At 41.0% G+C, this 25,964-nt stretch carries 25 protein-coding genes; 15 read left to right on the top strand and 10 right to left on the bottom strand.

Features of this window, described 5'->3' with window-relative positions:
- Positions 1–139 precede the first annotated feature (139 nt).
- The 7 genes from typA to BM021_RS01895 all read left to right on the top strand — a co-directional run bounded on the left by typA (position 140) and on the right by BM021_RS01895 (position 8,408).
- Positions 140–1,954 (top strand): translational GTPase TypA, encoded by a 1,815-nt coding sequence (gene typA, locus BM021_RS01925; RefSeq protein WP_090718207.1) that lies wholly within the window; start codon positions 140–142, stop codon positions 1,952–1,954.
- 314 nt (positions 1,955–2,268) lie between these two features.
- A complete protein-coding gene (locus BM021_RS01920) occupies positions 2,269–3,459 on the top strand; it encodes a hypothetical protein (protein ID WP_256207726.1) in 1,191 nt (396 codons plus the stop codon).
- A gap of 221 nt (positions 3,460–3,680) precedes the next feature.
- Positions 3,681–5,303, top strand: a complete 1,623-nt coding sequence (locus BM021_RS01915; RefSeq protein ID WP_090718202.1) for an alpha-amylase family protein — start codon at positions 3,681–3,683, stop codon at positions 5,301–5,303.
- Between the two features lie 21 nt (positions 5,304–5,324).
- Complete coding sequence (locus BM021_RS01910; RefSeq protein WP_090718199.1) at positions 5,325–6,290, top strand: TIGR03885 family FMN-dependent LLM class oxidoreductase; 966 nt, start codon at positions 5,325–5,327, stop codon at positions 6,288–6,290.
- A 62-nt stretch (positions 6,291–6,352) separates the two neighbouring features.
- A complete protein-coding gene (locus tag BM021_RS01905; protein ID WP_090718197.1) occupies positions 6,353–7,543 on the top strand; it encodes a D-arabinono-1,4-lactone oxidase in 1,191 nt (396 codons plus the stop codon).
- On the top strand, positions 7,543–7,920 hold the full coding sequence (locus tag BM021_RS01900; protein WP_090718194.1) for a sensory rhodopsin transducer: 378 nt from the start codon (positions 7,543–7,545) through the stop codon (positions 7,918–7,920). Before BM021_RS01905 ends, BM021_RS01900 begins: the two co-directional genes overlap by 1 nt.
- A 5-nt stretch (positions 7,921–7,925) precedes the next feature.
- Positions 7,926–8,408: a DUF2721 domain-containing protein gene (locus BM021_RS01895; protein WP_090718191.1), complete on the top strand. Its 483-nt coding sequence runs from the start codon at positions 7,926–7,928 to the stop codon at positions 8,406–8,408.
- A 76-nt stretch (positions 8,409–8,484) separates the two neighbouring features.
- Here the strand turns inward: BM021_RS01895 and BM021_RS01890 are convergent, their stop codons facing one another.
- A complete protein-coding gene (locus tag BM021_RS01890; RefSeq protein WP_090718418.1) occupies positions 8,485–8,865 on the bottom strand; it encodes a sensory rhodopsin transducer in 381 nt (126 codons plus the stop codon).
- 456 nt (positions 8,866–9,321) lie between these two features.
- Here BM021_RS01890 and BM021_RS01885 point away from each other — a divergent pair, with 456 nt between their 5' ends.
- Positions 9,322–9,630: a hypothetical protein gene (locus tag BM021_RS01885; protein WP_090718188.1), complete on the top strand. Its 309-nt coding sequence runs from the start codon at positions 9,322–9,324 to the stop codon at positions 9,628–9,630.
- A gap of 114 nt (positions 9,631–9,744) precedes the next feature.
- Positions 9,745–10,221, top strand: coding sequence for a DUF4112 domain-containing protein (locus tag BM021_RS01880; RefSeq protein ID WP_090718186.1), 477 nt, complete (start codon positions 9,745–9,747; stop codon positions 10,219–10,221).
- A 31-nt stretch (positions 10,222–10,252) separates the two neighbouring features.
- Here BM021_RS01880 and BM021_RS01875 read toward each other — a convergent pair whose 3' ends face one another.
- From BM021_RS01875 to BM021_RS01855, 5 genes are all read right to left on the bottom strand, one after another.
- Positions 10,253–11,533 carry a Y-family DNA polymerase gene (locus BM021_RS01875; protein WP_177186274.1) on the bottom strand — a complete coding sequence of 427 codons (1,281 nt, stop codon included), beginning with the start codon at positions 11,531–11,533 and terminating at the stop codon, positions 10,253–10,255.
- 2 nt (positions 11,534–11,535) lie between these two features.
- Positions 11,536–12,915, bottom strand: coding sequence for an exonuclease domain-containing protein (locus BM021_RS01870; protein ID WP_090718180.1), 1,380 nt, complete (start codon positions 12,913–12,915; stop codon positions 11,536–11,538).
- Positions 12,916–12,917: 2 nt separating this feature from the next.
- Entirely contained in the window at positions 12,918–13,325 is a 408-nt protein-coding gene (locus BM021_RS01865) for a LexA family protein (protein ID WP_090718177.1), read from the bottom strand.
- 407 nt (positions 13,326–13,732) lie between these two features.
- The gene (locus BM021_RS01860; protein WP_090718174.1) at positions 13,733–14,110 is read right to left on the bottom strand and encodes a hypothetical protein; all 378 of its coding nucleotides are present in this window, start codon (positions 14,108–14,110) and stop codon (positions 13,733–13,735) included.
- Positions 14,111–14,333: 223 nt separating this feature from the next.
- Entirely contained in the window at positions 14,334–14,642 is a 309-nt protein-coding gene (locus BM021_RS01855; RefSeq protein WP_090718172.1) for a DUF4389 domain-containing protein, read from the bottom strand.
- A gap of 622 nt (positions 14,643–15,264) precedes the next feature.
- Between BM021_RS01855 and BM021_RS01850 the strand changes: the two genes are divergently transcribed.
- Positions 15,265–16,119: a KPN_02809 family neutral zinc metallopeptidase gene (locus BM021_RS01850; protein WP_090718169.1), complete on the top strand. Its 855-nt coding sequence runs from the start codon at positions 15,265–15,267 to the stop codon at positions 16,117–16,119.
- 63 nt (positions 16,120–16,182) lie between these two features.
- On the opposite strand, the gene BM021_RS01845 is transcribed toward BM021_RS01850, so the two are convergent.
- Positions 16,183–17,355 carry a hypothetical protein gene (locus BM021_RS01845; protein ID WP_143074273.1) on the bottom strand — a complete coding sequence of 391 codons (1,173 nt, stop codon included), beginning with the start codon at positions 17,353–17,355 and terminating at the stop codon, positions 16,183–16,185.
- A gap of 5 nt (positions 17,356–17,360) precedes the next feature.
- On the opposite strand from BM021_RS01845, the gene BM021_RS01840 reads away from it, so the two are divergent.
- The 5 genes from BM021_RS01840 to BM021_RS01820 all read left to right on the top strand — a co-directional run bounded on the left by BM021_RS01840 (position 17,361) and on the right by BM021_RS01820 (position 21,863).
- Positions 17,361–19,187, top strand: coding sequence for an AI-2E family transporter (locus BM021_RS01840; protein WP_090718162.1), 1,827 nt, complete (start codon positions 17,361–17,363; stop codon positions 19,185–19,187).
- A gap of 269 nt (positions 19,188–19,456) precedes the next feature.
- On the top strand, positions 19,457–19,660 hold the full coding sequence (locus tag BM021_RS01835) for an Hsp20/alpha crystallin family protein (RefSeq protein ID WP_090718160.1): 204 nt from the start codon (positions 19,457–19,459) through the stop codon (positions 19,658–19,660).
- A 106-nt stretch (positions 19,661–19,766) separates the two neighbouring features.
- Entirely contained in the window at positions 19,767–19,877 is a 111-nt protein-coding gene (locus BM021_RS16540; RefSeq protein WP_090718157.1) for an Hsp20 family protein, read from the top strand.
- A gap of 79 nt (positions 19,878–19,956) precedes the next feature.
- The gene (locus BM021_RS01825) at positions 19,957–20,556 is read left to right on the top strand and encodes an HdeD family acid-resistance protein (RefSeq protein WP_090718155.1); all 600 of its coding nucleotides are present in this window, start codon (positions 19,957–19,959) and stop codon (positions 20,554–20,556) included.
- A 623-nt stretch (positions 20,557–21,179) separates the two neighbouring features.
- Complete coding sequence (locus BM021_RS01820) at positions 21,180–21,863, top strand: MEDS domain-containing protein (RefSeq protein WP_090718152.1); 684 nt, start codon at positions 21,180–21,182, stop codon at positions 21,861–21,863.
- Positions 21,864–22,030: 167 nt separating this feature from the next.
- Here the strand turns inward: BM021_RS01820 and BM021_RS01815 are convergent, their stop codons facing one another.
- The 3 genes from BM021_RS01815 to BM021_RS01800 form a co-directional block, all read right to left on the bottom strand.
- Positions 22,031–22,711, bottom strand: a complete 681-nt coding sequence (locus tag BM021_RS01815; RefSeq protein ID WP_177186273.1) for a Crp/Fnr family transcriptional regulator — start codon at positions 22,709–22,711, stop codon at positions 22,031–22,033.
- Between the two features lie 490 nt (positions 22,712–23,201).
- The gene (locus BM021_RS01810) at positions 23,202–24,176 is read right to left on the bottom strand and encodes a YihY/virulence factor BrkB family protein (protein WP_090718147.1); all 975 of its coding nucleotides are present in this window, start codon (positions 24,174–24,176) and stop codon (positions 23,202–23,204) included.
- An 894-nt stretch (positions 24,177–25,070) separates the two neighbouring features.
- The gene (locus BM021_RS01800; protein ID WP_090718144.1) at positions 25,071–25,274 is read right to left on the bottom strand and encodes a cold-shock protein; all 204 of its coding nucleotides are present in this window, start codon (positions 25,272–25,274) and stop codon (positions 25,071–25,073) included.
- Positions 25,275–25,964 lie beyond the last annotated feature (690 nt).

Genomic DNA, 25,964 nt, shown 5'->3' with positions numbered 1-25,964 from the left:
ATAGTTAGAATAGTTAGAACTTTGCTGTATTTTGAATTGTCTTTGCAAAGTTATTTGAAAATTAGCCATATTAACAGTTGACTGTTATAATGTTGCCCCCCGCCGTAACTACTAACAGCTTATTTTTGAGGAATTATTTATGTCTCGTCCGATCCGCAATATTGCCATTATCGCTCACGTTGACCATGGTAAGACCACTATGGTCGACAAACTGTTGCATCAAGCCGGTACTTTTGCCTCACACCAACAGGTTTCCGAGCGTGTGATGGATTCCAATGATATTGAGCGCGAACGCGGCATTACCATTTTAGCCAAAAATTGCGCCATTGATTACGCAGGCATCCATATCAATATCGTCGATACTCCGGGTCACGCGGATTTTGGCGGCGAAGTCGAGCGCGTTTTATCGATGGTCGATGGCGTATTGCTGTTAGTCGATGCGGTCGAAGGCCCGATGCCGCAAACTCGCTTTGTCACCAAAAAAGCACTGGCACTGGGTCTGCGTCCGATCGTCGTGATTAACAAGATTGATCGGCCGGGCGCGCGTGCTGATTGGGTGGTGGATCAAACGTTCGATCTGTTCGACAAACTGGGCGCCAACGACGAGCAGCTTGATTTTCCCGTGGTCTATGCCTCGGCATTGAATGGTTTCGCTACATTGGATACTGAAAAACCAAGCCCGGACATGCGTCCGTTGTTTGAGACTATCCTCAAGCATGTTCCGGCCCCTGCCGGTAATCCGGACGAACCGTTGCAATTGCAGATCAGCGCACTGGATTATTCCAGTTTTGTTGGCCGCATCGGCATTGGCCGCATTCACCGCGGCAAGCTGAAACCCGGCCAAGAAGTCATGGTACTGATGGGCGACAAACCGTCTAAAAAAGCCAAAGTCAACCAAGTGCTCGGTTTCCGCGGACTGGAGCGGGTGCAAATGCAAGAGGCCTTGGCGGGCGATATCGTGCTGATCAACGGCGTGGAAGAGCTCAGCATCGGCACTACGCTGGCTGATGTGGATCATCCCGAAGCATTACCTGTCCTTGCGGTGGATGAGCCAACATTAACCATGACGTTTCAGGTCAACACTTCGCCTTTTGCCGGTCAGGAAGGCAAATTTGTGACCAGCCGCCAGTTGCGCGAACGCCTGGAAAAAGAACTGTTGACTAATGTCGCGTTGCGGATGGAAGAAACTTCCGAGACCGATTCGTTCCTGATTTCCGGGCGCGGCGAGTTGCATCTGACCATTTTGCTGGAAAATATGCGCCGCGAAGGTTACGAGCTTGCCGTCTCGCGTCCGCATGTCGTGATCCGTGAAATCGACGGCGTCAAATGCGAGCCGTTTGAGTTGCTGACGGTCGACATCGATGAAGCCAACCAGGGTGCGGTAATGGAGGCCTTGGGCGCGCGTCGCGGTGACCTCTTGGATATGGTATCGGACGCTAAAGGACGCGTACGGTTGGACTACCGTGTCCCTGCACGTGGCTTGATCGGTTTTCAGTCGGAATTTATGACCATGACGCGTGGCACTGGCTTGATGAGCCATGTGTTTGATGAATTTGCGCCGATGCGCCCGGAGATCCCGCCGCGCAGAAACGGCGTGCTGATTTCTTCCGAACATGGCGAAGCGGTTGCATATGCGCTCTGGAAATTACAGGATCGCGGTCGCATGTTCGTCAGTCCCGGTGATCGCCTGTACGAAGGCATGGTGATCGGCATTCACAGCCGTGATAACGATTTGGTGGTCAATCCGATCAAAGGCAAGCAGTTGACCAATATCCGCGCATCGGGAACCGATGAAGCGGTGACTTTAACGCCGCCGATTCAGCTCACACTGGAATCCGCGATTGAATTCATCGCGGACGACGAGCTGGTGGAAATTACTCCTAAAACCATCCGCATCCGTAAGCGCTACCTGCTGGAGCACGAACGCAAACGCGCATCGCGTGTAGCCGCTTAGTACTATCAAGTACCATCATCGTTCATTGTTTCGATGATGGTATAACCCATCATTTACTCTATCCAGAAAGGCTGGATTTCCATCCAGCCCGAATTCAGCAGCCGCTGGTTTGACTAAGCACCGGAGTTTATTTATATTCAATTTGAAAATAAAACTTTTTATTTCTGTACTCCATTGCAACAGGAATGCGAGCTTCCCTACACAAAAAGGAGATTAACAGCATGAAAGTAGCCCTACCATCTCTGTCATACTTTTTCCCAACACGTATTAAAATCTGCAGATCGTTAATATGGTTGGTAATATGGATACCAATCATGATTTCAGGTTGCAGCATCGGCGATAAAATCGATAAAGCGACCGACACAGTTAGCGATATTACGGGCGATACTGTGGCTGCATTGGATAACGCTATTGATGCCTTGGATCGTAATTCATCATCCTGGCAAACAGTATTACAAGAAACTACCCAGAAATTGACTACTGATGCCCAATCTACCGTCCGAAATGAAATCTCGGATCTGCTCAACCGCAGCGTTGCAGCCACTGGGACAGAACTGCGTTGCAATATGGATTTCATCGGCTCTCGTGTGCGCCAAGCATTGGTGAGAATTCGTGCCCGTTTGCTTCATCAGCCAATACCGCCGGTTGAGCCGGCATTGTGCCATGTGGTGCCAGCAGCTGTGGATATGGCACTGGATGCAAACCGCCGCAATAAACTGGAGTTTTTCGGCTACGATTTTGATACTACTCCTATTAAAGTGACCTTGCAGGACCAATCACGCACACTTGACGTATCTTCTCATTTGGACCGGCTTACTCACTATCATATGACCCTCAATCTTGGCGCCAATGGCGTCCCTATATCGAGTGCAAGCAACCGCTTGACTTTAGAATGGCAGGATCGTCCTATCTCCAGTATTGCTGTCATCCAGCCGGCCACGCCGGTGTGCGAGGAAAAAGATGAACCTATTTCACCACGTGCTTACTTATCCTACACGCCGCCGCATACTCGGGGCGACAGGGAATACTCGGGTAATGGACCCGAGGTGTGGGCGAACGCGCGCTTGATCAATGAGGGTACGCACATCAATTTCCGGCTTTGGATGAAGGCCAAGGAAACGCGCAGTGATTGGACCACCGCAGAAGGGGAAAAGATAATATCCTATTATTCAGCGCCTTCCGGATATCGTATCGATCGCATAGTTGCAGGCTATGCAGAAAGCTCAGCGCACTATGTTGACACAGATCATAACGATGACCGTCAAGGCGGTGGCCCGAACGGGCCGGTCAAGGAATTTGTATTCCGCGGTGATCGCTCTGGTGACGATGCAGGTAGCTATACCGGTGTCGACGTATATTTTAACCCGGTCATCGTCAAACTGGTGAAAGTGGCTAACTGCGCTCCGGCATCAGCGATTAAGTCATTGCAGATAAAAGACCTGATCTCGCCAACTACGATTAAGCGCATGCAGCCGATGATGTTTAGGCTGCAACCCCAGCCATAGAGGATCAAATACCACCGGCTTTGCCGGTGGTTTGGCATGGTTAGTTAATCGACCTCCTGGATAACTCAAGCCCGAAAGAGCGTTTTCACACAGACTTATAGTGGGCTTTAGTTTACATTACACGCTTGTTTATAAATCTTTTAAATTATCAAAACTTGAGATCAAATTGTTTTCCTTTCGCTTTTCATAATTGACGATATCTAAGGGCGCTACCTGTGAATATGTGGTACAGAAACGCAATCTTTTATTCCCTGGATGTAAAAGTTTTTTATGATTCAAATGGTGATGGGATTGGAGATCTACAGGGGGTAATACAAAAACTTAATTATATAAATTCAATAGGTTATGGCTGTATTTGGCTTCTTCCTTTCTATCCTTCACCAAAACTGGATAATGGATATGATGTAAAAGACTATTTCAATGTAGATCCCTTACTTGGAAGCTTGGATGATTTTTCACAACTGATCGATGAAGCCAGTAAGAGAGGCATCCGGATCATCATTGATCTGGTTATCAATCACACTTCCGTAGAACATCCGTGGTTTTTGGATGCGCAAAACAGTAGAGATTCCAAATATAGGCATTTTTATATATGGGATGATGACCCAAAAAGTGATGAAACGTCTATAAGGACGAGAGATGTCCGGGAAATCTGGGAGTACAGCGAAAAAACCAATTCATATTATCTTCATGAATATTTTAAACACCAGGCCGATTTAAATTTGGCTAATCCCGAAGTGGTAAGCGAAGTTATTAAAATAATGGAGTTCTGGCTTGAGCTAGGAGTGTCAGGTTTCAGGATTGACGCAGCACATGCTGTAACAAATCCTGTAGATGTTGAGCATATTGATTTTGGTAATCTTCATACTCTTTTCGAGAAAATGAATGACCTGCTTAAGGAAAAATATCCAGATGCTATATTATTGGGAGAAGCGGATGTGCCACCTGATGAGCTGCCAGCATATTTCCTGAGCAGCGATGGAAGGCCCAGGTTACATATGCTTTTTAATTTTATCTCGAATAAACATACTTTCCTGGCTTTTGCCCGCAACAGCGGAATTACTTTAACTAAAATGCTCGGTCTATACCATGGTATTGAGAAGGCTTCTTATTGGCTTAACTTCGGTAGACATCATGATGAATTAAATCTTGAGCTGTTAAGTGAATCGGAAAGAAAAGAAGTTCTGAGTACTTTTGCGCCTGATGAAAATATGCGGGTATTTAGTCATGGAATCAGAAGAAGGCTTCCTCCCATGCTAAACAATGAAATAAAAAGAATGAAACTCTTCTATGCCGTAATCTTTGGCCTACCTGGTGCCCCATTGGTATATTATGGTGAAGAAATAGGCATGGGCGATGATCTTGATCTTGAAGAAAGAAATAGTGTAAGAACACCTATGCAATGGTCTGATGAAACCAATGCAGGCTTTTCAACCTGTTCCTATGAAAAATTATACCGGCCTGTAATTTCTGAGGGAGAATTCAGTTACAGGAAAGTAAATGTTCTTGATCAGCAAAATCATCCAGATTCTTTTCTGAGCTTTTTTTGTCATCTGATAAAGATCAGAAAGCAAAATTCTATTATCAGCAAGGGAAATTTAGATGTAATGCAACCGGATAGCGAAAAGGTTGCAGCATGGTCTTTCAAATATAAAGAAACCTTACTTATGGCAGTCTATAATTTGTCCTCAGATAAGATAAAAACCAGCTTTACTACAGATATTATCCCTTTTAGGATGATTCCAATACTTGAGGATGAGCAATATGGAGATGAAGTAGACTTAAGTGAATTCAATCTAAACCCATACGGTTTTAGATGGGTACAAATATTTACTAAGAACTAATACTCACTTAATGCAAATGATATGTTAAACCTTGGCTATCACATATCCCATGAACAGTTTCCACCTGGAGAATTGCTGAGGTTAGCCAAGAAAGCCGCTGAGGCAGGTTTTTCATGCGGGTTGTCTTCAGATCATTTTTCTCCATGGAATTTTGATCAGGGCCACAGTGGTTATGCCTGGTCATGGCTGGGAGCGGCTTTAAGCCAAACGGATCTTAATTTTGGAATAGTTACCTGTCCATTCTTCCGTTACCATCCGGCAATAATTGCTCAGGCCGCCGCCACCTTAGATGAAATGTTTCCACAACGATTCTGGATTGCAGTAGGAAGTGGTCAGGCACTTAATGAATCTATTTTAGGTGAGTACTGGCCAACCAAACCCGAAAGAAATGAGCAATTAAAAGCTTCTGTAGATATTATGAAAGCATTATGGAAGGGTGAAACAGTAACAACTAAAGGACCAATAAAGGTAGTGGAAGCTACCTTATATACAACTCCAAAATCAAAAATGTCGGTAACGGGCGCTGCTTTAACACCTGAAACCGCAAAATGGATGGCTTCATGGACTGATAGCTTAATTACTATTTCTCAACCAGAAGAAAAATTAGGAGAGATAGTAAATGCGTGGAAAGAAAACGGAGGAGAAAATAAACCCATCAAGCTAAAAGTACAGCTGTCGTATGACAAAAATTTTGATGATGCTTTGCATGGGGCGCATCAACAATGGAGAACAAACATTTTTGCTAGTGATTTGCAGTCTCAACTTCGGAATCCTCAACAATTCGAGCAGGCCGCTCAGCATGTTAAGCCTGAAGAATTAAAAAAAATGGTAAATGTCTCAGATGAACCAGATCAACATATAGAATGGCTCATAAAATATAGAGATATGGGGTTTTCTGATCTGATTCTCCACAATGTGAATAAAAAACAGGAGCAGTTCTTAGAAGTGTTTGCTGAAAAAGTTATCCCTGAACTCAAAAGCTTATGATTTCCATCATTATTAACTCTTAACCCAATCTTATAAAAAATTTTGACTAATATTAAAGTCACATGAATACATGGTCAAACTGGTCGGGAAGTTTAAAATTTACTCCTGGTAAAATTATTGAACCTGCCAGTGAACAGGAATTATTGGAAGTTGTTGAGACTATTTTAAAAAATAACCAAAAAATCAGAGTCTTGGGAGCAGGACATTCCTCATCTCCTCTGGTAGTTACAGATGAAAATCTTCTTTCTCTTAAACATCTTAGATCAGTTGATAATATAGATAAGGAAAATTCAACTGCATGGATAGGAGCCGGGCTGACTGTAAAAGAGGGGGGAAGCAGATTACTTGACTATGGCTTATCATTTCATAATACCGGTGATGTAGACATTCAATATATTTCTGGCGCAATCAGTACCGGAACTCATGGCTCAGGAATAAAATTGAAGAACCTATCTTCAATGTTGGTAGGTTGTAGGATGATTTGTTCTGATGGGCAAATAAAAGAATTTACTGAGGATCAGCACGGGAAAGAGTTTTTTGATGCATTGCGTGTTTCTCTGGGATCATTTGGGATTATGACCAAGATGAAACTCAAGCTTTTACCTGCTTTCAAACTTGTAAGAAAAGAATGGTGTACGCATATTGAGGATTGTCTTGAACATCTTGTAGATCTCATCAATGAGAATCGTAATTTTGATTTTTACTGGTATCCACGTAATGATCTGGCGAAATTACGTATTCTTAATGAACCGGGCAAGGGGTTACAAAAGCTGGCCTATGCAAAATGTGTAGAAGAAAAATCAGGTTGGGCTATTGATGTCCTTCCTAAGCAACGGGATTTAAAATTTGATGAAATAGAATACGCACTTCCCCTAGCAGCTGGTCCGGAATGCTTCAAAGAAATACGAAAAATAATCAAGGCTAAGTTCAGAAAAATTGTTGCCTGGCGGGTTCTTTACAGAACAATAGAAGCAGATGATTTTTATATTAGTCCCTGTTTCGGACGAGATACGGTTACTATCTCCTTGCATCAAAATGCCGGTGCTCCTTTTGAAGAATATTTCAGGACGATCGAATCCGTTTTCAGAAATTTTGATGGACGGCCTCACTGGGGTAAAAAGCATACTTTAAAAAGCGAGGAAATCAGCCAGCTTTACCCGAGATGGAAAGACTTTTTGAAAATAAGAGAGAAAATGGATCCAAGAAGAATATTTATAAATAACTATTTAAAAAAGCAAATTTTTGATCTGTGATGCAAGCGATTGGCAAAAAGAAGTGGGTAATTCCGGCTGGACATATTCCCTTAAAAAGTACGGGGAAAGAGCCTGACCTCTTGAGCCAAGATAGAATAGCAATATTGAATACGGGCATGAATACGGTGAAATTAAAATTAACTGTATATCATCCTGATCAGGAATCTATAGAAAATTATTCTCTAGAAGTTAAAGGTCAGCGTTTAAGGAAGGTTCGCATCAATGATCTTATCAATCCTTTCCCTATTTTCCTTGCAACAGACTATGCATTAGTCATTGAAGCAGAGCACGAGGTTATTATTCAATTTCTGCAAATGAATACAGGGCACAAGAATGTGGCAATTATGGGAACAATGGCTTATGGAACGGATGGCTAAGAAATATGGAAGAGATTTCAGTTAGCATAACTGTCCTTACCGCAATGATAACTCCTGCAGTATTAATTCTTGCCTGCGGGTCACTTTTATTAACTACTTCTCAAAGACTTAATAGAAGTATTGACAGAACAAGAAAAATATCTATTGAATTCAAAGACATGCAAGGAAACAAATCAGTGCCGGAGCAGGAGCAACAAATGTTGTTCCGCCAAATGGAGAAAGCTGCAAAGAGATCTATTTTATTGCAGCGTGCAATGGCGTTGCTTTATATCTCATTATTTTTTTTTATTGCTACCAGCTTGCTTATCGGTATATTTGAAATTCTGAACTGGATCAGATCTTGGATTTTGATTTCATTCTCTATAATAGGTATTTTGATGCTGCTTTGTGCAAGTTTCTTCCTTGTTATGGAAACCAGGCTGGCTCTTGGTGCTGTCCATGATGAAATGAAATTCAGATTAACAATAGATAAAAAATTTAATCGTTAAATTATCAGTAATAACAGAACGGTGTAATAACCTTATTAATGGTTAGATAGGGCAATCTACAAAATCATCTGGTTATCTATTCATTTACTGGATAAGCAATGGTCGTTAATAATGCATTTTCTGCTTGTCGGGAATCCAAACGTGTGTGTTGAACCACAATAGGAACATCCGATCTGATAACACTTGCATAATCAGTATCCCGCGGAATCTCTTGAGGGTCTTTTAAACTATTGAATCTTAAATGCAGGGTGCGTCTTGCCGGCACTTTTAGTTTGTAAGGACCAACAGGATCTTTATCAGTAAAGTATATGGTTATCTCTATATTTGCTTCATTATCTCCGGTATTCAAAATGCAAGCGGTCTCATGACTGGTAAATTCCGGGTCGGGCCCGGTACTTTTTGAAGGTATATATCCTTCCGGGATAGCCCAGGTCTTATGTCCAATAGGTAAATTCATACTTAAGCATTCTCTATTTTCTAATAGCATATTCAGTTTTAGGCCTGCGTGAGCCATTGATGGAGATAAATCTTAAATTCACTGAACTCAATAAAGCCATTTTTAATCAAATTGTATAGGCCTTGCAAAACTCGTTTTTATCGATGTAAACCGGAAAGGGACTTAATGGATTTATCCAAGCATTGAAACGCAGCGCCTCTATCAGAACTTAACACAGATTAGCAATGATAGGAATAGCTATCAGAGCATAATGTGGGAAAACGAACTGACTAAACTGCAAATATTTATCATCATAAAAAAATAAGCGTGTAAAAGTTCTTGCTATGCAAAAGCAATCTTGTGTGAGAGTTCTCATGGTTTATCTGCGGAATCAAGTACGTTAAGTTATCCAACTTCTTCGTCTGATAGAAGTCCGCGTGGCACTACAGATACAAATAACCCCGTGAAGGAGTAAACATGCCTAGAAAAAATATCGATATTGGACCAGGTGATAATGCACCTTGTGTAGAACCGACTTTTCCCCATATGCCTAAGGACATACCTCCTCCTCAAAAGGACCTTCCCAGAAAGGAGCCTATTGATAATCCTCCTTCTGAGCGGGAGCCTCATGAAGATATCCCATTTGAAGAAGTCATGCCGGAAGATGCACCTCCTCGTAAGGATATTCCTGAAGAGCCTACCGTCAAGGATTCTTCCGGCAAAAGAGTGCCTGTTGAGGAATTGGCGCCTTCCGGTGGTGATAAGGAGCAACCGCCTCCAAAATAAGCGTCTGTTAAAAGTTTTCCTTCAAATAATAATACTCTCTGGTATGGGTTTATTGAACATAAATAGCTCAAGCTTTCAAATAAAAAGGCAATGATTTTTCTAAAGGAAATTTCTATGGACAAACGTCAAATTGAGCAATCAAAGAATAAATTAAACAGACTAGCCTGGTGGATGGATAACTCTTTTCGTGTTCCAGGAACGCAGATGCGTTTTGGCGTTGATGGATTGATCGGATTGATTCCGGGAATCGGCGATGCGCTTGGCGCATTGATTTCAAGCCATATTATGTCCCAAGCAGCTCAAATGGGCGTCCCAAAATCTATTCTTTTGAAAATGGCATTCAATGTTGGGCTAGACGCTCTTTTGGGCATAATTCCTGTGATAGGGGACGTGTCAGATTTTATCTGGAAAGCCAATCAGAAAAATGTTAAATTGCTGAGCGATTATCTGGAACAACCAGAAAAAACTGTAACTTACAGTCGCTTTTTTGTTGGAATGGTAGGTTTGTTAGTGATTGGCGTGGTAGTGCTGATTGGAGCATTTGGTTTTCTGTTAATGCGCTGGCTTTGGTTCTCGGTTCAAGGTAATTGAGCCAATTTTTCAATCGCTTCATTTAAATAAATTAATTTACAACGAGCAATTCCTGCCAGTCAGTTGTATAGTTCCGGCTTTTGTTTGCTTGCCGCATAGCCCAGCTTTGCTGGATGCCTTGTGAGGCGAGTCTGATGGTACCGCTTCCCATACGGTCATTAATTTGATCCATTACTTCATTTAACTTTCTTGCTTTATGATCAATTGATGCCCTGCTGAATAGATCATGCTGTAGCTTATCCGCAGAAACCAGTTCAGATAATATCACGCCGGCTTTTTGATATTTGTAGCCGCGCCGGTATATTTCACGCAGCCCCCACAAAGCTGCCTTAGTCAGTAGCACAATGTCATCCGTAGGTTTTGAAAACGGAATTGTTAGACCATTTGCATAATAAGCTTCTTTCTCTTGGAAGGGGCTGGTGCGGAGAGTGACGCGAACTGCTCCTGCACAGGATTGTTGCCGTCGTAATTTTTTTGCTGCACGGCTGGTGTAAAATGAGACAGCTTCTTCTAAGGAGGCCAGATCCGAAATTTTAATTCCGAAGGATCTTGAACTGACAATCTGCTTTTTTGGTGGGCGAATTTCTTCCAGCTCAATACAAGGCACTCCATTTATTTCTCGGATAATTTTTTCCATCACCACGGAAAATGCTCTGCGCAAAGTCGAAAGAGATGCATGTTTTAAATCCCAGGCGGTTCTAATTTTCATGGCATGCAGCTTGGGCGCTGCCCGTCTGCCAATTCCCCAAATCTCTTCTACGCCAATTTTTTTTAACCATTTCTCTTGCTGTTGCGGCGAAAGCCCATTGAGGTCGCACACGCCATTGAATTCAGGATGTTTCTTGGCCATGTAATTGGCTAGCTTGGCAAGTGTCTTGGTTGATCCGATTCCCACACAGACCGGTAGACCCAGCCATTGTTTAATCCGTTGACGAATATTCTGACCATAACAGGTGAGATTGAGATTATGAAAGCTTGTCAGATCCAGAAAACATTCATCAATGGAATACACTTCCTGATCAGGGCTGAATGTTGCCAAGATGCTCATCACTCGATTACTCATATCGGCATACAGCGCATAATTGGATGAATATGCGATGATTTCGTGTTTTTGCGTCAGATCCTTAAACTGGAACCACGGCTGTCCCATCTTGATCCCCAGCGCCTTCGCTTCATTACTTCGAGCCACTGCGCAGCCGTCATTGTTAGAAAGCACGACAACAGGTTCTCCTTCCAGTTTGGGATTGAATACCCGCTCGCAGCTGACGTAGAAGTTATTGACATCAATCAGAGCGATAGTACGGTCAGGCATGATCAATGCAGTTTGATGATTTCAATGTTTCTCTTTTTGAGAAATTTCAGTAAATAGCGATAAGTATCACGGTCAAAACGCGGATGACAGAACGCTTCATCAAGCGCCTGAGGATCTTTCACTGTTCCCATATGACACCATTGATCAAAGACATGCACTTCTGTCATATCATGATCCGGGTTATGCTCCCTGATTCCGATGCAACCACCGAATGGCCAGGCTAAAAGCCTGTAACTACTTAACGCTGTTAACAGGCGCAAACGGTGCAGTTCCGCGAGCTCCTTGCCAGCACATAAACCCTTACAGCGCTCTAATTGATGAGAAAAGCAAACACCAGTCCCTTTTTCCAATCCTAAGGCTTTGTCACATAAGCCGTGCTCATTTGCAAGCTTTCGCAGAATCTCCAGTGCTTGCCGTTTAGTTTTAAAAGTGCCATACACATTTTCTAAGGTAGTCCAGTCCATGTCACTCTCATAAATTAGGTTAACCAGTGGCCGGGCCGCGGGATCATCGGCAACCAGCCAGGCACATAATTGCCGCTCACGCCTGAGCTGTCGATTGTGAATCGGCTGACACTCCTTAATCAAGCGAGATTCCAATAATAATGCCCCCAGCTCACCGCTTGTCACCCGGTACTCGATCCGCCTGATTTCTTGAGCGATACGCATTTCCCTGGCTGAACTATGATCACCTTGGAAGTGACCGAGCACACGACTTCTGAGAGTAACACTTTTACCCACATACAGCAGTGCACTATCGCCATAAAATAAATAAACACCACAAGTTTCGGGAATAGCATTGATTTCCAGATGATCCAAACTGGCTGGGATGGCTTGCTGTTTCAGCAATGCCAGAGCGGTTTCCTGAACGGCATGTTCACCTAACTCATTCATCGCTGCACTAATAAACGCCGCCATCACTTCAGTATCATCCATTGCACGATGGCGATGCTCACAAACCAGATGGAATCTTTCTATGATGGCATCCAGGCTATGTTTTTCATGCTGAGGGTATAACTTTCTGGAAAGTTTGACTGTGCACAGCAGTTTCTTTTGAAAGGTAATGCCGATGCGCTTGAATTCGTTTTTGAGGAAGCCGTAATCAAAACGCACATTGTGAGCGCATAATACCGCATTATCTAACCAATCCAACAAAGTATCGCGCACTGCGGGAAATGTAGGGGCGTTCTCTACCATTTCCTGCGTAATGCCCGTCAATCGTTGAATAAATGGTGAAATGCTGACTTCTGGATTGATTAAGGTATTCCATCGACCAACTTCAATACCGTTCTCATAACGGATTAAGCCAATCTCAGTGATACGGTCACTGGTAGGGGTAGTGCCTGTTGTTTCCAAATCAAGCAATACATAACACGGTAGCATACTCATTTGAAACGACGAAATGATCCTATGACAACCCCGAATACTTCAAATTGCTTGTCTTCATTAATTTCGATCGGCGAATAAGCGCCTGTCGAATTCGCGGGCAATAAGCGCAACTTGCCATCTGTGTGATCCAATATTTTGATAGTGAATTCACGATCAACAACTGCCAGGACGATATCACCGATGTCTGCAGTCCTGGATCTATCCACCACAACTTGATCTCCTGGCAATAAACCTACATCAATCATTGACTGTCCCTGAATAGTAACGAAAAATGTTGAGTCAGCATGATCAATCATGAACTCATTGATATCAAGCCGTTTTTCCACATAATCATCTGCCGGGCTTGGGAAGCCTGCAACGACTTTAGTTGAAAACAGCGGCAACCTGGTCGGTTGATCGCTCATAGCGGGAATAAGAAATTTTTCTATGTTTGTTCCTCACAGCTATTCTTTCTTTAATGACTGATTCTTGCCTCTGCGGGATGTGATCGCTACTGTAGGCTCACCAAACCTTCCTTTTCCACGCGGCCTTCCGACATTTTCTCTCTTGCCACCACGATTTGACACTGTTCGAATAACTCCATAATTGAAATATGTACATTATTCAAACATAAAATAATGATGTCAATTCTTTCACTCTCTTATTCTTCCTACCATGCAATTATCCAGTTTCTAATTTTGCTGGAACTTTAAATGGAGAATTTGGGTTAGCGTACCGAAATCATAAAATGCCTGGTTAGTCAGGAATAGCATATTATCTATCTCGGTAACGCTTTCAAGGTTTTATATAATCAGATCGAAACGAGTACAGCTTATGGCTTTAACGGCTGTTCCTCTTTTTTCTCTCCATTTCCTTCTACTGTTTTTTCTTTTTCATTCTCTCCGTCATTGGCTAGCTTGCTGCCGACATAGCTTCCAACCGCACCCCCTATTAGAGCTGGCATGGCTGATTGAAGTAACGACGGATTGCCGCCAGATGTATTTTGCGCGGGTGCTGGAGTTGATGTTGATGTGTTTGAACTGCTGGCTTGCGCTGGCGTAGAGTGATTTGGTGTGTCAGTTTTCTTTTGTTGGGTAGCAGCAGGTTTTGAGCTAAACGAACCTTTCGATGAGCTGCCTTTGCCTCCTTTTGCATACAGACTATTTGAAAACACCAAAGAAATCAGAACAGCAAAAAGTATTTTATTCATATGCATTAAACCTATTAATTTAAATTAAAAATCACAAAGTCGTTGTTATCAATATTAATGCCATTACAAGACATACACTTACAATTGTAAGAGTATCATCATGACGGTTTACTAACTTACCAAATGACAAATCAACAACGTGCCGCGATTTTGAGAACATTTTGGGATCGTGTCAATCAGCTTGGACTATCAAATTATAGATAGTGTGAAACTTTCATATTGATTAACTTTCGTCGAGATAATATTTTTGATTAGGTGTACCCTGTGGCCATGCACTAAATGGAAAGGGAAGTTGCTCGCTATTAAAAGTTAAAAACATTGTAATTTGATATAGATATGTACTCAGATTCTGACCAAATTTCAGCAATTGTTCGTTTACGGTACCTGTCACGATCATAGTAAAGAATTGAAATAACATAACAGCTATGACTAGAAATTTTGACACACCATAGATGAAAATGAAAAATAACATATAAAATCCACGCTGCCAGGTTTCATTCTTTTGTAATCTTCGTTTAATTTCTTCTTTCATTTTTCCTGTAAAAAAGATAAGTGATCAATAACCTATTGAATATTTATGGGTTTATTAAATAGTTTTTGACCCCCCTACGCTTAAGGGTCACTGCATTTCATTTGACAACATTCGCTGGAGAAATTCCTAATCGCGTCTGTTAATTATATTCAGTCCGCTCCGGATGAATGAGAAGCCCTTCCCTGCCAACAGCTAGAGCTACTTCTCTGGCTAATCTTTATTCAACACATGGTGTACTGATCTTCATACTGATCTTCAATAAATCAATCCTGAAAAATTATCGTCTGCGGGATTTTCTTTTACCAGGATCTTTTGAATTACTCGGGAATTACTCGGTCTCTCCAAAATTTGGTAAAAATAGATGGGAACTTTTCCTAAGAAATGGGGTTTCAAATTATAGAAATTTATAAAATTGAATTCGAAAAAATTTACTTTTTGCGGCTACCTGAAATTAGCTTACGGACGGAGGAAGAAAAATCAGTGAATGCGTGCCACTGTGCTCTTTAGTAGATCAGAGGTTTACATGCCTTTCCATTTATTAACATTGATAATACATTTTTATTGATAACTATCAAAAACCTCTAAGATGCACACTCAAGGTTAAATATTTATGGAGGAGTCTATGTTGTGGAAAACTGGTCGTCGTAGTCAGAATATTGAAGATAGACGTGGCTTACGGATATCTAGAGGGCTTGGTGGCGGCAGTATTGGTATCATCGTCTTAGCGCTTGTGGCGTTATTTTTTGATATAGAGCCACGTATTGTTATGCAGGGGGCTGAAATTTTAGGTAGTGGCACTTCACAAACAGAAACCCAACCTATCCCTCCTGGTCAGGAGGAGGCGAAGGAATTTACCTCTGTGGTGCTTGCAGATACGGAAGATACTTGGAGGGTATTGTTTCCAGAGCAGCTTAATAAAAAATATGAAGAACCTACCCTCGTTTTGTTCAGTGGCGTTGTCCAGTCTGCATGTGGTTTTGCGCAGGCTGCAATGGGTCCATTTTACTGTTCTACTGATCAGAAAGTTTATATAGATCTTAGTTTTTTCGATGATTTAAAGAAACTAGGTGCAGCCGGGGATTTTGCACAAGCATACGTTATTGCCCATGAAATTGGGCATCATATACAAACTTTGTTAGGTATTTCCGATCGTATATTGGCACAGAGAGAACATATGAACGAAGCTCAACGAAATGCGTTATCGGTTCGGCAGGAATTACAAGCGGACTGTTTTGCTGGTGTATGGGCGAATCATGCACATCGAGCACGTAATATTCTTGAAAGCGGTGATGTGGAAGAAGGTTTGAATGCGGCTGCGGCCATTGGTGATGATCGTTTACAAAAGCAATCACAAGGTTTCGTTATTCCTGAATCTTTTACACATGGAAGCTCAGAACAGAGAGCTCGCTGGTTTAGACGAGGACTAGAATCAGGAAAAGTTAGTAGCTGTGATACCTTCAACACTAAGCGGCTGTAATTATAAATAAATCAATTATCTGTATCTGGCAGATTTAAAAAATTGCTAGATCTTTATGTTAGCTTATTTATATTTACCAGAGCCTGCAGTGGCGTTTGGGTCAAGAAGATGAAAAATCCCTTTTCTTAATTTTGAATTAACCAATGCTTGACGATTTTTATTTCTTGGTCTGGTTCTATCCGATAAAACGTATGAAATTACTTCTGCTGAAACTTCCTCTAAATTAAATCCACTCTGCATAGGCGGTTGATCCATATCTTGAGGATAGGAATCTGCGCCGCGATGCAGCCTAATGCTCTGCTTCTTGTAAGTATTGAAAGTTTGTATCGCGGAACGCCCGTGGATGAGCGAGTAATTACCATCATAATCAGGATTACGGGTAACATGACTATCGGAAAAGGAATCCTGAATAACATGCAGCAAGCTGCCAAGTGCGATATTTTGAATATCTTGTTTATTTGGTAACCACGTTGTCTGAGAGCAATCTAATGCTTCGAAGGTGGATGGTAATACTACTTCGCGGGTGCACTTCAAAGAAAATAAATAAGCAGGGGTCCAATTAAGCCTCCTACCGTTTTGAGTAAAAAAATTTTTAAAAACCAAACTGGTCTTAGGGGATAAGTAATTATGGAGCTGCTTAAATGGTGTATGAACAGGAATATATCCCGATGCTACTTTGTAAGTAAACTCAATCCAACTCATTATCGCCGCGCGAGTAAATTGAGCTGATTCATCTTCAGACGATGCCATAGCATGTAAAAACTGCAAATCAGCATGATGGCTTCGATAGAATAAATCAAAATTTTCATTAATGCGATCAGTAATTTTACTGGCATGCTCAAAATTCAAAAGCCATTGGCGAGGATTGTCCGGTAAAAAATTCAAAGGATCATCATTCCACCGAACGCCTCTAATAACTTTTCTTATTAAATTATCATCAATTAATTCATAACCCGGCATTCGCGTATCTCTAACAAAAAATAAGGTTTTAATTGTTAACTCTTCATGTACCGGATTAATAATTGAACTTACTAATATCTCCGCGGCAGGTTGCTCAAAAGTATGTACTAATTCAGCACCGCCGTTATATTCTTTAAAGGGATTAATATCGAAGGCCAAGACAATGCTTGTAGGAAATAAGAGTAAACTCAGTAAAATTAATTGGTAAACATAATACGGTGTATTACTTTCTATTTGACATTCTGTCTGCATAAATAAACCTAATTTTGCTGTCAAAGAATATGAAGAAAAAACTTTATGTTAGCAATAATGTATCAATGCTAATAGTTTTAGCGCTAGTGCTAGGCTTTCTTTATTGGGCAAAGGCAATCATTATTCCTCTCGCCTTATCGATCCTGCTGACTTTTCTACTTTCTCCCATAGTAACATGGCTACAGCAACACGGCATTGCAAGAGTAGTGGCCATCTTCTTGGCTTCTTCTCTTGCATTAAGCGGAATAGTAGGTGCTATGTGGGGGGTGACTAGTCAGATGGGAAGTTTATTGGATGCCTACCCACAGTATGAAGATAATATTTTATCTAAACTCAATCAACTTTCCGAACGTGAACGTGATGGCCTATTTGACAAATTGCAGGCTGTAACAGAACGTATCACCGAACAACTTACAGATAATCCAGTATTAGAAGATAGGTTATCGTTTCCTACTGACAAGAAAGAAAAGAAAGATGCCCAACCGGTACGTATTGTAAATGATGGCCCTTTCCAGCTTTCGCAATTGTGGTCGATTTTTGGTCCCATGCTAGAGCCATTGGCTAATGCGGGCTTAATTATAGTGCTGGTCTGTTTCATGCTGATTAACCGGGAAGATTTACGCGATAGGGTAATTTCGTTAATTGGTGTGGAACAAATAGCACGCACAACCCGGGCATTTGAGGATGCAGGTGAGCGTGTCAGCAAATATTTACTGATGCAGTTATTAATAAACGTAGGGTATGGGGTAGCAGTTGCTCTTGGTTTATGGATGATTGGTGTCCCTTACGCACCTTTATGGGGATTTTTTGGAGCACTGTTGCGTTATATCCCTTATCTTGGCGCATGGTTGACTGCAATCCTGCCTATCATGCTAAGCCTGCTAATATCGCCTGACTGGTCATTAGCAATAATGGTGATCGTGCTTTTTTGCGTACTTGAGCTCATCACAAATATGATTATTGAACCCATGCTCTACGGACGGGGTATGGGTGTATCTCAGGCGGCTTTACTAGTATGCGTTGCATTCTGGACATGGCTTTGGGGATCTATTGGGCTTATTTTAGCTTCGCCACTAACCGTCTGTATTGTAGTTTTGGGTAGATATGTTCCACACTTAAAGTTTCTGGATACCATGCTCGGCGATCGACCAACCTTATCGTTTGAGCAGCGTTTTTATCAGAGATTATTGGCTGATGATATTGATGAAGCTTCTTACTTGATAGAGCAAGAACTCTCCAATGAAAATAGCACATTAGCACAAGTTTTTGATAAATTAGCAATTCCTGCACTAGCGCAGGCCAGAGCTGATTTACGTAATGGCAACATTGACTCCGATGAACAGCGCGGATTAGTTGATAATTTACAAGTGATTATTGCTGATCATGATAAATTAGAAGCTCCTGCAGAGAGGGAGGAAGATAAGCAAACCAAGCGTAAAATTGTTTTGGCTGTTCCGGCGCGAGATTCGAGCGATGAATTGGCGATATCAATGTTAAGTAAATCAATATCTGGACAGGATTTTGAGTGGCATGAAATTGGCTCTATGGGACTAGCGACTGAAGTGTTAACGAGGATAGAGCAGTTAAATGCCAATATTATTGTTATTACCGCAATTTATCCGAGCAGTCTGGCGCATACAGTCTATCTTTGCAAACGTATACGTATACGTTTTCCAGAGATAACTATTGTTGTTTGCAGGCTTGGCATCCATCATATAGAGAATATAAAACCACCACTCACAAATACTCATAATCAACTGCAAGCAGCCGGAGCTAATAGGGTGGTTTACAGCCTTCAAGGAACTTTGTTAGAGCTTGATAAGTTAGATCTTCTAGATTTATCAAGTGCCGAGTAAAAGTAGAATATTTGTTGCCTTTATGTCACTACTTTAAAGCTAATCAAGTAACTTAGTTGACTTGCTGAAAGAGGCAGGCCGAGTCAATGTAAGATCACGAACAGGATTACTTAAGCAAATAGCCATAGAAAGATTTTTGTGTGCCCCGTACAGAATTTCCTTGATAAGTCTCTATAGTACTTATTATCTATTTTAAAAACTGGGCTGTTAATTGTTAGCAAAAACTGAAGTGTCAGTCATGCAACCATTTAATGAGATAGACCGTATTTTTGATCACTTTTTCAGATGCGAATGGTCTTCGTTTAGGCATTGGGGACGATATGCCGATGCTGGATAAAGCATTTGAATGGGAAGGCTCGCGTTCACCTAATCTGGATATAGTTGATCGGGATAATGAAATTCTGGTTCGTGCTGAAATTCCGGGTAGAGAAAAGCAAGATTTGAATATTTCTATTACTGGAAACTTTTGCTGACGATTATGACCATTGTGCGAGTGAAGCGAAAGAAGAGAAAAGTGATTACCACAAGCGCGAAATTTGAAATTTTTTATTTTCTCGTTCAGTTAGGTTACCTGGAGTAGTGGATACTTCAAAAACAAAAGCATCCTTAAAGAATGGTATTTTGGAAGTTACTTTGTCGAAAGAAGAATCTTCAAAGCGTCGCAATATTACGGTCATTTTTATTTGGTAACAGCCTATTGGGTACAGTATGAGGCTGTAAAAGCCAATTGTGAATATTCCGAAAACTTACACGACAAGGAGAAAGCAAAATGGCAGTGGAAGAGAAATTGGAATGGCCTCTTAGCTGGGGCTGGTTGCTGGCACTTGGTATAGGTATGGTTATTTTTGGCATGTTAGGTGTCGGTTTCGCCGTTTATCTGACTCTTGCGAGTGTAATTATGTTTGGTGCCATGGCTGTGGTATCAGGTATTTTCCAGCTCTGGCACGGCATAGCCAGTAAAGAAGTTAAATGGTCAGGTCGAGCTTTGCATCTGCTCATAGCATTTACCTATATCCTATTTGGCGGTTTGATATTATGGGACCCAGTTAGCGGTTCTGTCAGTCTTACGCTGGTGCTGGCAGGCTTTCTGATTGCCATTGGCGTGTCACGCATTTCTTATGCCTGGAAATGTCGAAATCGTGGTTGGAAATGGAAATTAATGCTGGTAGGTGGTTTGATTGATCTGCTATTGGCAGGCATGATTTTATATGGATGGCCAAGTACATTGTTCTGGGTGATCGGCTTATTTATAGCTATAGAGATGATGATAAATGGCTGGCTGCTCATTGCCATAGCCATGGCAGTGCGCAGAACTAATCGCGAAGGAAAATATTTTTCCAGCCATGAATCGGAGAGAAAGTTGGCTTAAATTATCCAAAAATAAGGTTAAAAGGAGTTTAAGCGTAGCAATTTGAAAATACTCATATAAAAATATGCGCAATGCGGTATGGAACTATGGACTTACCAAGGATAAGAGGTCAAAACTTATTCTATAATTTGATATGTTAACAATAAGTTAATGCCGTTCACCATTGAAGATTCGCTCCACTATGAGCTACCCCTGAAGTATTTCAAAGCCAATCGACCCATTCATCATAGCTCATCATATATCATAGATTACAGTATTCGCTGCCACTATTCATGGATAAGGCTTGCAGATAAGAGCTTGCATAGTGCTTTAGAAAAAAATCTGACGCAATCTCGTATAAACTTTTCTTGGCGTTTCAAGATCCACAGAGGTCTTCTTTTACCTCGAATACGCTGTGTACCAAAGGAAATTCATCGACATCTGAAAATCCTGCAGAGCCAGTTCTAGCTCCACACTGGTCAATTCACTGTCATACTACTATAGGTAGTTTTATTGCTAAAAATTTTTAAGATTTACTTTTTTTAAGAAAAATTATACCCTGCAAAATTTAGGGTTTATATGGTGAAGCAGTATTAATATCTGTTAATGTTAATACTTGATCTTTTATATATTCTGGAGCATTTATGAAGTTAAGTAGCTTAGAAACGGTTTCTTTCAATTCTGCCGCAGGTAGTCATATTGTTCAAATTTGCCAGAATGAAATATCTCAGGTAGAAATACTTACTCAGTATATTCAAGAAGGTTTGCTAAACGATGAGGCGGTTATTGTTATTGCCAAAACGGCTCTGAGGAAGGCTGTACTATCTAAACTAGATACGCTAGGTTTTAATATGCAGGCCTTAAAAAATAAAGATCAAGTAAAATTTTTTGATGCTGAATTTCTACTATCGGATCTGCTACTGAATGGAGTGCTTGAAGAGGAAGCTTTTCAGAAATTCGTTGCGTTACCAGTTCAGGCGGCGAAATTAAAATACGGTAAAGTCCGTGCATTTGGTGAGATGGTGGATGTGCTGTGGCAAAATGGTCGGCACGATTCGGCTGTACAGCTTGAAGGTTTATGGAGTGACTTATGCAAGAAAGAAGAGCTTAACCTTCTTTGTACTTACCTTCTGACTAGCTTAGATCCGAACTCTTACGACCAATCATTAGAGCATATTTGTAAATGCCACACACATCTCGTTCCAATGAGTAGGTCATTTAACCCGAAAGTGGGCGAAGCAATGCTAATTATGTTTTGGGCAGCTTGGAATCGTGTGGTGGCTAAGCTAGCAAAATCCCATCAAATAATACGGCAGATATCCACTTGACTTATATATGTATTTCTTTAAAAATTGCTCAATTAGAATTCTAACTTAAGTGAATTATAACATATCAAAGGAAGCGGCAGCCCGCTTATCAGATAGCAGTGTTTCAGCTAAAATACCCCACTGCTTATGGCAAGATCCTTTTAGACTCTTTTTTAGCTTGCCTCTTTTTACCTAATTTCATCTTTAGGCAGCTTTAAACCAGGCAAGTTGCGAAATGATTCTAAATCAGATTTCAAGCGAACTAATTCTCGTCCGAGAATTTTATAACATTCACAAGCTCTGGCTTCCAGCTTAGTTTTATTCTTCAGCTCGATGTATCCTCGCCTATAAGTAATTATTTCAGAGTCTTGTAATTTTTTTGCTGCTTCAGTTATGCTTTCACGCCGAACCCCTAGGGCATAAGAGATTGATTCCTGTGTCATTATTAGGGTATTGGAATGTCCACGCTCAAAACATGATAAAAGCCATGTGCATAGTTGCTGCTCCAAAAGATGACGTCGGCTACAAGCAGTAGCTTGTGCCATTTGTATAAGAAGGGTTTGATTGTAGCGTGTAATTACTTTTTTCAAAATTCCAGTGCGTCGCCCTCCACTGCGAGCTAAAATTTTCTGTAATGATTTTATAGAGACTCGATAGCCATGCCCTGGCTGGCTAACAATAACTTGTGTAAATGATTCTTCTCTACCCATTAAAGCTGAAACGCCGAGTATGCCTTCATTGCCTACCATCGCTACTTCTACGGTAGTACCATCTTCCAGCCAGCACAGTAAAGAAGCCGTAGCTGTAACGGGAAAATAAACGTATTGTAATTTCTCATAAGCTTCAAATAATACTTCAGCACGAGACATAGTGGCTAGTTCTATGTGAGGAATCAGTAGTTCAAACTCGGATTTAGTAAGAGCACACAAGATATGGTTTTCTCGTGGATCGCAAGTAATTGTAGAATTCATAACTATTAGACCCATAGAAGATAAAATTTAACCATAACGCATTCTATGAATGTGAGTAGAAATTTTTCATGCTTTTCGCCAGTAAGAAGAAAACGCTTTGGAAGTTACTAATGATTGTTGTTGTCTCGCAATCGTAAGTATTAATAAAAAACTTTCTTCAGGTTTTATGAGAATGGGATTCACATCATTATATGAAAGTCATTAATTCAAATAAATTTTATTTTTTATTAAATAAAATTACTCATAAAGTTATCCGCATTTTGAAAAGTGCCTACTTTAATGAGGGGCTTGTATAGATATCGGCATTTGATGGAAAACACCCTTGCTGCTTGTAAACCGAAAAGAAATTACGAAAGTAAGGGAAGCCATCACATGTGAATACCGCTGGCTACCTTTCTTCTGCTATTTCTTTAATTTCAGCTTTTATTTCCTGAGTATCCGATTGGGCCTGCAATGAAGCTTTATTCTCTACTTCAACTTCCTTGATGAATACTGCATATTCGTTTGGATATATCTTATAACCGGAAAATTGGGCATACACTCGTGTAAGAATAGCACTGAAATATAAAATAATAGCTGAATAATATACCCAGAGTAGAATGATCACAATTGAACCTGCAGCGCCATAGGCTGAACTTATATTACTTTTACTTAAGTATAAGGTGATAAAAAATTTTCCTATCAAAAAAAGTAAAGTGGTAGTAATAGCTCCTATAATGACATTCTTCCAGCGGATATCTGCATCGGGCAATATTTTAAATATCACAGCAAATAATAAAGTAACAATGAAGAGGGTTAGAAGTAAATTGAGAGAATAAGCAATATAAATAGTAACAGTAGGAAACATTCGTTGCAGACTTTCCATTAGAACTTCTAGTGCGGCATTTAATGTAAGTGATACTAGCAATATGAATCCTAAAGAAATTACCATTGAAAAGCTGAGTAAACGATTAACGATAAGTTTAATGAATCCTTTTTTAGGTTTTGCTTTTAAGTGCCAGATATAGTTTATAGATTCTTGAATTTCAACAAAAACACCGGTAGCTAATACTACGAGCATAACTGCGCTACCCATAGTTGAAAAAGTGCTGCTGCCAGATATAGCAACATTTTTAATCATTTCTTCTATCTGGGTGGCTGCCTGTGAACCAACTAATCCCTCAATTTGAGGGTAAAGATTTCCTTCTATTGCCTCGGCTCCAAAGAAGAATTTAACAATGGTGATGATAATAATAAACATAGGAGCAAGAGCGAACAACGTATAAAACGCGAGTGAAGCACTCATTCTAAGCACATTCACTTCCATGAATTCTGAAATTACTTCTCTCAATATAACCCAAATACTCTTAAGCGTAAGTTTCATTTTATGGAGCCTGATGTAGGGGAATATTTGTAATTTAATTTTGATACGTTAATATGGTCTAATCAGTTAAGAATGATTCAGAATATATAGGATTTTAAGAGCCTGTCGACGGTTTAATTTTTATTGTTTACGCAGTGCTTTGGTCTGCGCCCATTTGTGTTCGATAGGATTGAGATCAGAAGAAGTCAAGCAGCAAGTATTCAAGAGTATGCCCAGCGTTTTGTATGATGTTCCGTGTGCCCTGTCTCTTACGGAACGGGCACATTGTTCATCACAATGACGGAATGTGACAGCAATTAAGCAACAGATCCTGCATCGCCCATCCATGAAACACATCGGCTTTGATGTTGGTTTCAAACAGGCCGACGGTTACCAGTATTTTCGATTAAAATGCCAATCGCGATGATACGGTCCTTCACGTGCCAATTATGTGTGCCATGACATCTCTGGCCAATGGGGTATAACCGTGCGTGCGCGTCATGCGCAAACCCACTTTCATCAATATAGACAATGGCCCGGCCTGCGGATTTATAGGCGATGATCTTGTCCTGGAGGGATGCGCCACATGCGCGATCAACCGCTTTGGGGTGTGTTAGAGTTTTCTATAGCATAGTTACAACCGATCCGCTAACCAAGCTTTGCAAGCCTTTCCTTCTCTAGGAGAGATAAGACTTTATGCCGGAACCCAATAAAATATGCCATTTTCAAATTATAATTAAAATTATCTGGTTGTGCTATATGCCAGCCATGATGGTATTTCAGGGGTAACTAATTAACTTTAAGAGATGTGTTTAAAACAGTTTACCTAGGAGAAGGGATAATCAGAGGGGTGAATCCGCGCAGATCAACGCTAAACTACACGTTGATACGATCTGTTCACCCCAGCATGAAATCTTATGCGGATCGAATGTTTGATGCTTGCTTGCCCTTTGGACCTTGTATAACCTCAAACGTTACTTTTTGACCTTCTGTGAGTGTTTTGAATCCGTTCATGTTGATTGCAGAGAAGTGTGCGAATAAATCCTCACTACCGTTATCAGGGGTAATGAAACCAAAACCTTTTGAATCATTGAACCACTTTACTGTACCAGTTGTCATTTTTACTTCCTATAAAAAAACTGGGCCGGAACCCGTGAAACATATTAGTTAAAAAAGAAAGACCCTCGTCTAAGGGCTAATTATATCTTAACAATTTTTAGGCGAGAGATATGTTCGCTACCGATCATTTTATCTTCTCAAATATTGTCTTCTAAAATGATGCATCGCCCGGTTGCATGTATGTATATTACCGCCATTGCAGCATCGCGTGCCTGCCGGATTTCCTTCCCCAGCAGACGAATATGTTGAGAAAGGGCTTGATCTCAATACTTATGTGATACGTAATAAAGTAATAAAGCAGTAACCTATTTCTTTCGTGTGAGTGGGGATTCTATGACTGGTGCTCACTTCACGATAGTGACATGCTGGTCAATGAATACACTGTTAAGCGGCTCTATGCGCGTAATGGTGTCATCAAGTAGCACGCTGAAAATACAGCTTATTCACTCATCCGTTTCAAGGATGATGAAGAATTGCAGGTGTGGGGAGTTGCAATCGGAACAGCCTCACGCTTTGCCGTATGATCATGTCTAATGACAGTACTTTCCATAGCTAGTCAGCCCTGAACAATTCTATTTTCAGGCGTAGGCGAGTGTAAGACGATGGTTGGCTCCGTCATCATTCATTAATGGCCAATGCAATTGCACGAGAATGAGGGCGAGAAGAAGCCTCAGCTTCCTCAGAATCATC

Source organism: Nitrosomonas sp. Nm166 (assembly GCF_900112825.1).
Lineage (GTDB): Bacteria > Pseudomonadota > Gammaproteobacteria > Burkholderiales > Nitrosomonadaceae > Nitrosomonas.
This window is presented reverse-complemented; position numbering and strand designations above follow the sequence as displayed.

Coding starts and splice junctions, on each gene's coding strand:
- BM021_RS01910 (WP_090718199.1), top strand. CDS start 5,325: ATGTTAAACCTTGGCTATCACATATCCCATGAACAGTTTCCACCTGGA.
- BM021_RS01850 (WP_090718169.1), top strand. CDS start 15,265: ATGTTGTGGAAAACTGGTCGTCGTAGTCAGAATATTGAAGATAGACGT.
- BM021_RS01915 (WP_090718202.1), top strand. CDS start 3,681: ATGTGGTACAGAAACGCAATCTTTTATTCCCTGGATGTAAAAGTTTTT.
- BM021_RS01870 (WP_090718180.1), bottom strand. CDS start 12,915: ATGCTACCGTGTTATGTATTGCTTGATTTGGAAACAACAGGCACTACC.
- BM021_RS01885 (WP_090718188.1), top strand. CDS start 9,322: ATGCCTAGAAAAAATATCGATATTGGACCAGGTGATAATGCACCTTGT.
- BM021_RS01820 (WP_090718152.1), top strand. CDS start 21,180: ATGAAGTTAAGTAGCTTAGAAACGGTTTCTTTCAATTCTGCCGCAGGT.
- BM021_RS01900 (WP_090718194.1), top strand. CDS start 7,543: ATGCAAGCGATTGGCAAAAAGAAGTGGGTAATTCCGGCTGGACATATT.
- BM021_RS01895 (WP_090718191.1), top strand. CDS start 7,926: ATGGAAGAGATTTCAGTTAGCATAACTGTCCTTACCGCAATGATAACT.
- BM021_RS01865 (WP_090718177.1), bottom strand. CDS start 13,325: ATGAGCGATCAACCGACCAGGTTGCCGCTGTTTTCAACTAAAGTCGTT.
- BM021_RS01815 (WP_177186273.1), bottom strand. CDS start 22,711: ATGTCTCGTGCTGAAGTATTATTTGAAGCTTATGAGAAATTACAATAC.
- BM021_RS01855 (WP_090718172.1), bottom strand. CDS start 14,642: ATGAAAGAAGAAATTAAACGAAGATTACAAAAGAATGAAACCTGGCAG.
- BM021_RS01840 (WP_090718162.1), top strand. CDS start 17,361: ATGAAGAAAAAACTTTATGTTAGCAATAATGTATCAATGCTAATAGTT.
- BM021_RS01825 (WP_090718155.1), top strand. CDS start 19,957: ATGGCAGTGGAAGAGAAATTGGAATGGCCTCTTAGCTGGGGCTGGTTG.
- BM021_RS01810 (WP_090718147.1), bottom strand. CDS start 24,176: ATGAAACTTACGCTTAAGAGTATTTGGGTTATATTGAGAGAAGTAATT.
- BM021_RS01905 (WP_090718197.1), top strand. CDS start 6,353: ATGAATACATGGTCAAACTGGTCGGGAAGTTTAAAATTTACTCCTGGT.
- BM021_RS01880 (WP_090718186.1), top strand. CDS start 9,745: ATGGACAAACGTCAAATTGAGCAATCAAAGAATAAATTAAACAGACTA.
- BM021_RS01800 (WP_090718144.1), bottom strand. CDS start 25,274: ATGACAACTGGTACAGTAAAGTGGTTCAATGATTCAAAAGGTTTTGGT.
- BM021_RS01890 (WP_090718418.1), bottom strand. CDS start 8,865: ATGAATTTACCTATTGGACATAAGACCTGGGCTATCCCGGAAGGATAT.
- BM021_RS01920 (WP_256207726.1), top strand. CDS start 2,269: ATGATTTCAGGTTGCAGCATCGGCGATAAAATCGATAAAGCGACCGAC.
- BM021_RS01860 (WP_090718174.1), bottom strand. CDS start 14,110: ATGAATAAAATACTTTTTGCTGTTCTGATTTCTTTGGTGTTTTCAAAT.
- BM021_RS01875 (WP_177186274.1), bottom strand. CDS start 11,533: ATGCCTGACCGTACTATCGCTCTGATTGATGTCAATAACTTCTACGTC.
- typA (WP_090718207.1), top strand. CDS start 140: ATGTCTCGTCCGATCCGCAATATTGCCATTATCGCTCACGTTGACCAT.